Source organism: Clostridium sp. 1001270J_160509_D11, assembly GCF_015667935.1.
GTDB lineage: Bacteria > Bacillota > Clostridia > Peptostreptococcales > Peptostreptococcaceae > Intestinibacter.
Genome location: NZ_JADPET010000105.1, coordinates 1 through 10,391, shown reverse-complemented (window position 1 = coordinate 10,391; position 10,391 = coordinate 1). Strand labels below are relative to the sequence as shown.

Here is a 10,391-nt window from a genome sequence, read left to right as displayed (position 1 = left end):
ATTATATAATTGTCTAATATTAATAAAGTTATTCTGATATATTGCCTGTCTAGTATATCATAAATTAAAAAAAAGTAAAAATATTTACGAGGAGGAAGAATGAAAAAATATTTAAAATCTTATGGAATTGCATTTATCATAGTTTTAATATATGCGTTTATCAAGTTACCAGTACTTCGACTTGATTTTACATCAGGCTTTACAACATTAATATTATTCTTTGTATTAGCCGGCATAATTGACATGATGTTTGATAGAAGTTCTAATACTTCAAAACTTGCAAAAAACAACTTTATAATAGCCTTAATTTTACTAGCTTTAGTTGTAATCGTTCCATTTTTCATAACTACACCTATCTTACATGCAAATGCATATAGAAACTTAATAGGTGAAGTATCTGAAAGTGAATTTACAGAAGATGTAAGTCCTGTAAATGTAAACGATATACGTATAGTAGATGAAGATATGGCTATGAAACTTGGCGAAAAGAAAATTGGTGAAATACCAGCAATAGGTAGTGTTTCACAACTTGGTACTTTCCACATTCAAAGTGTAAATGGAGAACTTTATTGGATAGCACCTCTAGTACATAGAGATATAATAAAATGGATTACTAACTTAGACGGTACTGATGGATATGTAATGGTTTCTGCTACAGATCCACAAGATGTCAGATTAGTTCAATCACTAGACGGAAAACCTATAAAAATAAAATATCAACCAGAGGCTTACTTCTTACAAGACCTACACAGATATCTATACGTAAAAGGTGTTGTAAACTACGGTATGACAGAATTTACACTAGAAGTAGATGACAATGGTAGACCTTATTGGGTTGTAACATTATACGACCACAAAGTAGGATTTTCGGGTTCTGACGCAGTAGGAGTAGCTATATTAGATGCACAGACAGGTGACTTAAACGTATATGATATAGAAAACACTCCAAAATGGGTAGATAGAATACAACCAGAATCTCTAGTAATAAACCAAATAAAAGATTGGGGATTATATGTAAAAGGATTTATAAACTCAGTATTTTCTGAAGAAGGAGTATTAGTTCCTACAGAGGGAGCATCTTTAGTATATGGCGATGACGGCAAGTCATATTGGTATACAGGAATAACTTCTTCAGGAGGAGATGAATCTACAGTAGGATTTATGTTAGTCGACTCTAGAACAAAAGAAGCCAAACTTTATATGCAGACAGGTGCAACAGAAACAGCAGCCATGACATCGGCAGAAGGTAAAGTACAAGAAAAAAATTACGATGCTACTTTCCCTGTTATGTACAACATATACGGAACACCTACATATGTATGCGCACTAAAAGACAAAGCAGGACTTGTCAAGAGTGTAGCATTTATATCAGTAGAAGACTACAGTGTATTAGGTGTTGGAGATAATAAAAAAGAAGCACTAGCAGCTTATAAAGACGCATTAGAAGCTGAGGGTGATGATTTAAAATTTGAAACTGATGTAGATAATATAGAACTTACAGATACTATAGAGAGAATTAATGCAGATGTCCAAAGTGGCTCAACTACTTACTACTTTACTTTAAAAGACAACAATAAATTTATATTTAAAGGAACTTCAAAAATATCTAATGAACTTCCTATTACAAATATAGGTGATAATGTAACTATAACTTATACAAAGACAGATGCAACTACAATAAACATAACAAAATTCATAAATAACAGTATCTTAGATAAATCATCCAATAAAGATAAAGAAGATAACTCTACACAAGAAAGTAAAGATAATAAAGAAAATAGTTCTACTAAAAATTAATTAATTTATAAAACCAATAAAAAGTGTACTTATTTGTAAGTACACTTTTTTTATATACAACACATATTTTTTAAGTTTAATAAATATAATATAGTTAGGTCTTTTAAAATAGTAGAGTTTTTTTCCAATATTAATATAATATATTAAACAACAATATATCATCTTATGGAGAGGTTTGTATGAATGTACTTGAAAAGGAAATACTCTTTATAATTAGTAGGCTAAGATGTTTAACTGAAAATCAATTTAATAAACTATACAACTATAAAAGAGATTCTAAAAAGAAAACACTTAGAAAAACGCTTCGAAGAATGTGCAATGATTATATTTTAGTTAAATTTCCATGCAATATCAACTATAGAGGGTATAGGGAAAATTCTTATTTATATTATATTAATGGAAGCTGCGAATACTATGAAGGAGAGGATTTAGTAAAGACATTAATAGGATCTGATATAGCAGTAAAATTAAAACTAGCTAAGTTTGAAATAGTAAGATTTTATAGGAATATAAATATTGGAGAGCATAATTATCATCTATATATTGAATATATAGATAATTTTTACAGACGAAAACAGGTTTTATTTGATATACCTCTGAATGACAAAATTGATTTTTCAAAATACAGTAGTTTGAAATTTGACTTATCGAAAACAACTATACCGTTTTTTATGGTACCCAATATAATAGTTGTTACAAATAATGCAGATGAATATAATTTTCTAGAAGATAAGCCTAAGAATGTTTTTTTTATTGATATTGCTTTACATTCTTTGTTTAAATATTTATAATATATAGAAAAATCCGTTTAATTGCGCAAGAAATACTAAAAATTGCCAAAATAATGGTTGCAAAATATTAAATAATATGATTAAATTATATTATTAATTTAATTTTTAAGCCTAGGGTAGAGGCGCTTTAAAATAAAAGTATTTATAAGGAGCTGGCAAGTTACGATTTATAAAGAAAGGATTTTAGAGCCGAAGTTGTAGACTTGGCGAAGTCTGCTGCTGGATTTATGCATAATATGTATGAGTCTGTCACATATCTGTGATGAGCTACAAGGTTTACTTTGTTTCTTAAACGTCCAAAGTATTCCTTTGGGCGTTTTTCATACCCAAAAAGATTAAGGGGGATTAAATAATGGGTGATATAATAGTACAAAAATACGGTGGGAGTTCAGTTGCAACAACTGAAAAAATAACAAATATTGCAAAGAGATTAATAGAAAGAAAAAAAACAGATTCTAAAATAGTAGTCGTAGTTTCAGCAATGGGAGATACTACAGACGATTATATAAGCCTTGCAAAGGATATAACTAAAAATCCAGATAAAAGAGAGTTAGATGTTCTTATGTCTACTGGAGAGATGATATCTGCATCTCTTTTAGCTATGAGTTTAAAATCTATGGGATGTGATGCAGTAAGTTACAATGCTTATCAATTAGAAATTCACACAAGTGGAACTCATGGAAAATCTTTAATTGATGATATAAATGTAAGTAAGATAAAAGAGTCTTTAGAAGAAGATAAAATAGTAATAGTTACAGGATTTCAGGGATTAGATGAAAGAGGAGACATAACTACATTAGGGAGAGGTGGATCTGATACATCTGCAGTTGCGCTTGCTGTAAAATTAAACGGTAAATGTGAGATATATACAGATGTAGATGGAATTTATTTTACTGACCCAAGAAAATTTAAAGAAGCTAAAAAATTAGAAGAAATTGAATATGAAGAGATGTTAGAGCTTGCTAGCTTAGGTGCACAAGTTATGCACTCAAGAAGTATAGAGCTTGCTCAAAAATATCAAATAGAATTATACGTAGGTTTATCATGTAGTGATATAAAAGGAACATATATAAGGGGGATAAAAAACATGAAATTAGAAGATAAAGTAATAACAGGTCTTGCAACAAGTGATGATGATGTTGCAATAACTCTAGATATAGATGAAGAAAAAGTAGTAGATTTATTTGAAAATATAGCAAACAAAAATATAAGTATGGATATGATAAGTCAAACTGCTCCAATGAATTCAAAAATAACTGTTTCATTTACAATACCAAAAGAAGATTTAGCTATTGCAAAAGAAATAGTATCAACTTATGCACCACAAGATGAAGTTATAATAGATGAAAATATAACAAAATTATCTTTAGTTGGATTAGGGATGAAGCATACTAGCGGTGTTGCATCTAAAGTATTCAGTATATTAAGAAAAAACGGAATAAAAGTAAAATTAATAACAACATCAGAAATAAGAATAACTTGTGCTATAAGCTCTGAATATACAGATATCGCTATAAGCGAAATAGCAAAAGAGTTTAATGTATAAATAATAAAAAATATTAGTTAATTTTATATAAAAAGAGTCTATTTGGGAGGATAAACATGAGACTTCAAGGAACTATGGAAATAAAAGATAATGTACTTTATATCGGTGGAGTAAGTACACTTGATCTTGTGAAAAAATATCAAACTCCACTTTATGTATTTGATGAAGAATTAATAAGAAATAATTGTAGAGAATACACTAAATCTTTTAAAGTAAAAGAAAACGGAAATAGTGTCGCTTATGCAGGGAAGGCATTTTTAACTAAATATATGTGCAAGCTTATAAAAGAAGAAGGTCTTTATTTAGATGTAGTATCTGGTGGAGAATTATACACTGCATATAAAGCCGGTATGCCTATGGAAAATATATTATTTCATGGAAATAATAAAACAATAGATGAAGTAAAGTTAGGGATAGAATTAGGCGTTGGAAGATTTGTAGTCGATAATTTCTATGAACTTGATTTAATCGAAAAGTTCTGCTTAGAAAACGACAAAACACAAAAGATTTATTTTAGAGTAACTCCGGGAATCGATGCTCACACTCATAAATATATAAGAACAGGACAAATCGATTCTAAATTCGGTTTTGCACTTATAAATGGAGATTTTTATAAAGCAATAGAGAAGGTAAAAGAATACAAAAATATAGAGCTAGTGGGAATACACGCTCATATAGGTTCACAAATCTTTGAAATAAAACCGTTCTTAGATGAAGTTGAGATAATGCTTAAATTAGTAAAAGAAGTAAACGAAAATAACATTGATATAAACCTTACAGAAGTCGATTTGGGCGGCGGAATAGGTGTTTATTATACAAAAGACGATAAACCTAAGACGATAACTGAGTTTTGTGAGGCTATAATAAATAAAGCTGATGAGGTTTGTGAAGAATTAAATATAAAAAGACCAAAACTTATAATAGAACCAGGTAGATCTCTTGTAGCAAATGCCGGAAGTACAATATATACAATAGGCTCAATAAAAGAAATAAAAAATGTCAGAACTTATGTAAGTGTAGACGGGGGAATGACTGACAATATAAGACCGTCTTTATATCAAGCAGGATATGAATGTGCTGTAGTGAATAAAATAAATAAAATTGGTAATAATCATAAAGTAACTATAGCTGGAAAATGTTGTGAAAGTGGAGATATATTAATATCAGATACAGAAATAGGCGATATAGAAAGTGGAGATATTCTTATAACTACAAATACTGGGGCTTATGGATATTCTATGGCCTCAAATTATAATAAAATACCGAAAAATCCTGTTGTATTTGTAAAACATGGTCAAGATGAATTATCATGCAAAAGACAAAGTTACGAAGATTTATTGGCATTAGAAGTATAAAATAGTTACAATTATGATAACACAAGTTACAATTATGACGTTTGATATTTTATATTTTGTAGTTATATAATTAATCTATACATTTAGAAAGTTTAAATAAGTTTTCTGGCGTTTGCGGAGGTATAACTATGAATAAAAAATATTTAATTATATTAATTGTACTGATGATTTTTTCTGTAGGATGTGAAAATAAAAAATCATCAGCGCTTAAAAATGGACAAACTGCACTTGAAAGTCACGAATATGTAAAGGCTCAAAAGTATTTATCTGAAGCTCTTGAGCAGGATTCTAAAAACGAAACTGCAAGGGCTATGTATATGCAAGCTATAAAGATGCCTGAAGCTGAATACTACAAAGAAAAAGGGCTTTACAATAAGGGGATTGAATCTTTAGAATCAATAGTAAATTTAAATAATGGTTCACAAAAGATAAAAGTCGAGTCAGCTAGTTTAAAAAACGAACTAGAAAAGTCACAAAGTGAATTTGAAGAGGCATCTAATATAAGAAAAGAAAATGCAAAAGAAGCTGCCAAAAAAGGTGTAGAAAAATCAGAAGAAGAATTTTACATTTGGCAACAAAATCAACAAAAAAATGAAAAACCTAATAAAAATCAAGATGAAAACAAACAAGAAGAGTCTGATGATACAAATATAATTGATAGTATAAAAAATAAATTAGGTGAAATATTTAAATTTTAAAAACTTATAAATCAAACAAATGAAGGAAAAGTTGCTTAATATAGCAACTTTTTTTTCATTTCATCTTGTTAATTAATGAAACTTATATTACAATAAGTTTGCTAAATATGATATGAACTGAAGATGAACAAAGTTTAAATAGATTAAAGGAGAAAAAATGAGAATCAATAAATATATTGCACTTTGCGGAGTTGCATCGAGAAGAAAAGCCGAAGAATTAATATTAGCAGGCAAAGTAAAAGTAAATGATAATATAGTTAAAGAACTTTCTTATCAAGTAGATGAAGAAAATGATGTAGTAAAAGTAGATGATAAAATTATAAAAGAAGAAAATAAACTTGTATATATACTTTTAAATAAACCAGAAGGATATATAACTACTGTAAAAGACCAATTCGATAGAGAAAGTGTATTAGATTTAGTTACAGACATAAAAGAAAGAGTTTATCCAATAGGAAGACTAGATTATGAAACTAGTGGATTATTACTTTTAACTAATGACGGTGATTTAACTTATAAACTTACTCACCCAAAACACGAAGTAGACAAAACTTATGTAGCGAGAGTTAAAGGTAAGTTAACTCCTGATGAAATAAAAATGTTTAAAAGCGGTCTAAAAATAGAAGACTATGTTACAGCACCGGCAAAACTAAAAGTTATAAGATACGACGAAAAAACAAATGTATCTCTTTTAGAAATAAAAATACATGAAGGTAAAAATCGTCAAGTTAGAAAGATGTGTAAAGCTATAAACCATCCTGTACTTAGACTTAAAAGAACTGCAATGGGTAAAATAAGAATAGGTGAATGTGAAATAGGTAAATACAGATATTTAACAGAAGATGAAGTTAAATATTTAAAAAGTATTTAAAGAAGAGGTAGTATATGTTAAGAGCTAAATATATAAATAAAGTAACAGAAGTAAATAAGATTTACTTAGAAAATATAATAAATGAAGATGATGTAGTAATTGATGCTACTATGGGTAATGGATACGATACTGTTTATCTTGCAAAAAAAGTAGGACCAAAAGGAAAGGTATATGCCTTTGATGTACAAGAAGAAGCTATAAAATCTACATCAAAAAAAGTAGCTAGAGAAGAACTTGAAAATGTAGAACTTATATTAGATGGACACCAAAATATGGACAAATATGTACAAGAAGAAGTATCTTGTATAGTATTTAACTTAGGTTATCTTCCAAGGGCTAAACATCAAATAATAACAAAATCAGATACTACATTAGAAGCTATCAAAAAAGGTCTAGACCTACTTAAGCCAAATGGAGTTATGAGTATTGCAATCTATAGCGGACACGAAGGTGGAATGGAAGAAAAAAATGCAGTTTATGAATTTACACAAACTCTAGATCAAAATTACTTCAATGTATTATGCACTAAATTTATAAACCAAATAAATAATCCACCAGAACTTTTATTAATAGAGAAAAAAGGATAAATATATATAAATTAAAGAATACAGATAAATAAAGAAAGAATAGTGATATAATAAATTAAAAAGTTTGTAGCTATTGAATAGGAAAGAGGGAAATATATGGATGAGAAAAAGTTACAAAATGACAATAAACAATTAATAAACATAATACAAGCACAATATCCAAGGCTTAGTAAAGGTCAAAAATTAATAGCACAATATATAATAAATAACTACGATAAAGTTGCTTTTATGACAGCTAGCAAACTAGGTGATACTGTAGGTGTTAGTGAATCTACAGTAGTTAGATTTGCAAATGCACTAGGTTATGCTGGATATCCTAAATTACAAGAAGGGCTACAAGAACTAATAAAAAACAAATTAACGACTGTTCAAAGAGTCGAAATGGCAAATGAAGACTATTCAGATGATTCAACAATTCTTAATAAAGTTTTAAAAAGTGATATAGATAATATAAAAGCTACATCAGAAGACATAGATGAAAAGGCATTTGAAGAGGCATCTAATAAAATATTAAAATCTAGAAAAATTTATATATTAGGAATGAGAAGCTCATTTACAGTAGCACAATATCTAGCATTTTATTTAAATGTAATACTAGATAATGTACAATTAATAAGAATAGATATGGGAGATCCTTATCAACAAATAGTGAGAATGAACGAAGATGATATCCTTATAGTATTTAGTTTCCCTAGATATTCAAAACAATCGCATCAAGTTGCAAAATACGCTAAAAGTAAAGGTGCATACATAGTATCTATAACAGATAGTGCTTTTGCTCCTATTGCATCACTATCAGATAATATACTACTTGCAAAAAGCAATATGGCATCATTTGTAGATTCATTAGTAGCACCTATGAGTGTTGCTAATGCACTTATAATATCAGTTGCCATGAAAGAAACAGACGATATTAAAAAGTATTTCCACGATTTAGAGCAAATTTGGGAACAATACGTAGTATATGAATAAAAATAATAATCTAAGATAATTAAATGTCGTAATTTGATATACAAATATCAAGTTACGACATTTTTTAATTCTAATAAAATTAGAGTGAATTTTAAGCAACGGAATCTTTGATTCGTTGGCGCCATAAACAAAGTGAATTTTAAGCAACGGACAAAGTCGTTGGCGCCATAAACAAAGTGAATTTTTAAAAATAATAATTGACATTACATACTAAATTAACTACTATTTTATTAATAAAAAGATTTTTAATATTTAAAATTCAATGAAAAAGAAGAGTAGCTTTAAATTTATTTATAGAGAGTTGGGGATGGTGGAAGCCCGATAGCTTAGTTTATTGTGAATAGAGCTTTTGAGAAGATTATCTGAAATTTTAGTATGATAGTCGGTATACCTGCCTTAAAGGTCAGAGTGGATAAATTATTTTATTAAATAGAGTGGTATCGCGGAAAATTTCGTCTCTTAGTTTTTAACTAAGAGATTTTTTGCATATATGAATCTAATTATAACTATAATTTATCAATAAGAGTGGTACAGCGAATAATCGCCTCTTAGTTTTTAAAACTGAGGGGCTTTTTTACTAATAAATAATATAAATAAAAGGAGAGAATAGTATGGCGCAAAAAATAGAATTAAAGGGGAAAAGTTTCTTAACACTAAAAGATTTTTCAAAAGAAGAAATAAAATATTTTTTATCACTTGCAAGTTATCTAAAAACTAAAAAGAAAATAGGAATAAAAGATAATTTATTAGAAGGTAAAAACATAGCTTTAATATTTGAAAAAGCATCTACAAGAACTAGATGTTCGTTTGAAGTAGCTGCACATGATGAGGGAGCTAATGTGACTTATTTAGGTCCAAAAGATTGTCATATGGGCAAAAAAGAGTCGATGGAAGATACAGCAAAAGTATTGGGAAGATTTTTTGACGGTATAGAATTTAGAGGATATAAACAAGAAACAGTAGAATGTTTATCTAAATATTCAGGAGTACCTGTTTGGAATGGTCTTACTGATGAATACCACCCAACTCAAATCTTAGCAGATTTGTTGACAGTTTCAGAACATGTAGATAAACCTTTTGACAAGATAAAATTTGTATATATTGGAGATGCGAGAAACAACATGGGCAATTCGCTTATGATAGGATGCGTAAAAATGGGTATGAAATTTGTATCACTTGCACCAAAAGAATTGTGGCCAAATGACGAATTAGTAAACGAAATGCAAGAAGTAGCAAAAGTAACTAAGGGAAGTATTCATCTAACAGAAGATATAGATGATGTAGAAGGTGCAGATGTTATATATACTGATGTTTGGGTTTCTATGGGAGAAGAAGAACAATACGAACAAAGAATAAACTTATTAAAAGACTACCAAGTAAATATGGATATGATAAATAAAACTAAAAATGAAAATGTTATATTTTTACACTGTCTTCCATCATTTCACGATTTAGAAACAGTAGTGGCAAGAGAAATATATGAAAAATATAATTTGGCTGAATTAGAAGTTACAGATGAAGTTTTTAGATCTAAGTATTCAAAAGTATTTGATGAGGCTGAAAATAGAATGCACACAATAAAAGCAATAATGGTTGCTACATTAGCAGATGTAGATATTTCTGTTAACCATAAATAATAAATCAAAGGGCTTATATTAATAATTATATTGATATAAGCCTTTTTAAATAATACATATTTTTAAAGAAAAACTCTATTAATTTGTATTTATATTAAGTTTAAAAAGTTTTATTCCTTACTAAAAAAATATAGATC

General features: G+C 28.5%; 9 protein-coding genes, 1 riboswitch and 1 other annotated feature. All 9 genes read left to right on the top strand.

The window, feature by feature from the left end; translation table 11 throughout:
• The first annotated feature begins 99 nt into the window (after positions 1 to 99).
• The 9 genes from I4U58_RS09915 to argF all read left to right on the top strand — a co-directional run bounded on the left by I4U58_RS09915 (position 100) and on the right by argF (position 10,254).
• Positions 100 to 1,797 carry a hypothetical protein gene (locus tag I4U58_RS09915; RefSeq protein WP_195931145.1) on the top strand — a complete coding sequence of 566 codons (1,698 nt, stop codon included), beginning with the start codon at positions 100 to 102 and terminating at the stop codon, positions 1,795 to 1,797.
• Between the two features lie 179 nt (positions 1,798 to 1,976).
• Positions 1,977 to 2,588, top strand: coding sequence for a hypothetical protein (locus I4U58_RS09910; protein WP_195931144.1), 612 nt, complete (start codon positions 1,977 to 1,979; stop codon positions 2,586 to 2,588).
• 109 nt (positions 2,589 to 2,697) lie between these two features.
• A riboswitch (Lysine riboswitch) is annotated at positions 2,698 to 2,866 on the top strand.
• Between the two features lie 74 nt (positions 2,867 to 2,940).
• A complete protein-coding gene (locus I4U58_RS09905; protein ID WP_195931143.1) occupies positions 2,941 to 4,134 on the top strand; it encodes an aspartate kinase in 1,194 nt (397 codons plus the stop codon).
• 56 nt (positions 4,135 to 4,190) lie between these two features.
• Positions 4,191 to 5,489, top strand: coding sequence for a diaminopimelate decarboxylase (gene lysA / locus I4U58_RS09900; protein ID WP_195931142.1), 1,299 nt, complete (start codon positions 4,191 to 4,193; stop codon positions 5,487 to 5,489).
• A 128-nt stretch (positions 5,490 to 5,617) separates the two neighbouring features.
• Positions 5,618 to 6,187: a hypothetical protein gene (locus tag I4U58_RS09895; RefSeq protein WP_195931141.1), complete on the top strand. Its 570-nt coding sequence runs from the start codon at positions 5,618 to 5,620 to the stop codon at positions 6,185 to 6,187.
• A 157-nt stretch (positions 6,188 to 6,344) separates the two neighbouring features.
• Positions 6,345 to 7,058, top strand: coding sequence for a pseudouridine synthase (locus I4U58_RS09890; protein WP_195931140.1), 714 nt, complete (start codon positions 6,345 to 6,347; stop codon positions 7,056 to 7,058).
• Between the two features lie 14 nt (positions 7,059 to 7,072).
• Entirely contained in the window at positions 7,073 to 7,645 is a 573-nt protein-coding gene (locus I4U58_RS09885) for a class I SAM-dependent methyltransferase (protein WP_195931139.1), read from the top strand.
• A gap of 96 nt (positions 7,646 to 7,741) precedes the next feature.
• The gene (locus tag I4U58_RS09880; protein ID WP_195931138.1) at positions 7,742 to 8,617 is read left to right on the top strand and encodes a MurR/RpiR family transcriptional regulator; all 876 of its coding nucleotides are present in this window, start codon (positions 7,742 to 7,744) and stop codon (positions 8,615 to 8,617) included.
• 253 nt (positions 8,618 to 8,870) lie between these two features.
• Positions 8,871 to 9,080, top strand: a binding site (T-box leader).
• Between the two features lie 148 nt (positions 9,081 to 9,228).
• Positions 9,229 to 10,254, top strand: coding sequence for an ornithine carbamoyltransferase (gene argF / locus I4U58_RS09875; protein ID WP_195931137.1), 1,026 nt, complete (start codon positions 9,229 to 9,231; stop codon positions 10,252 to 10,254).
• Positions 10,255 to 10,391: the final 137 nt, after the last annotated feature.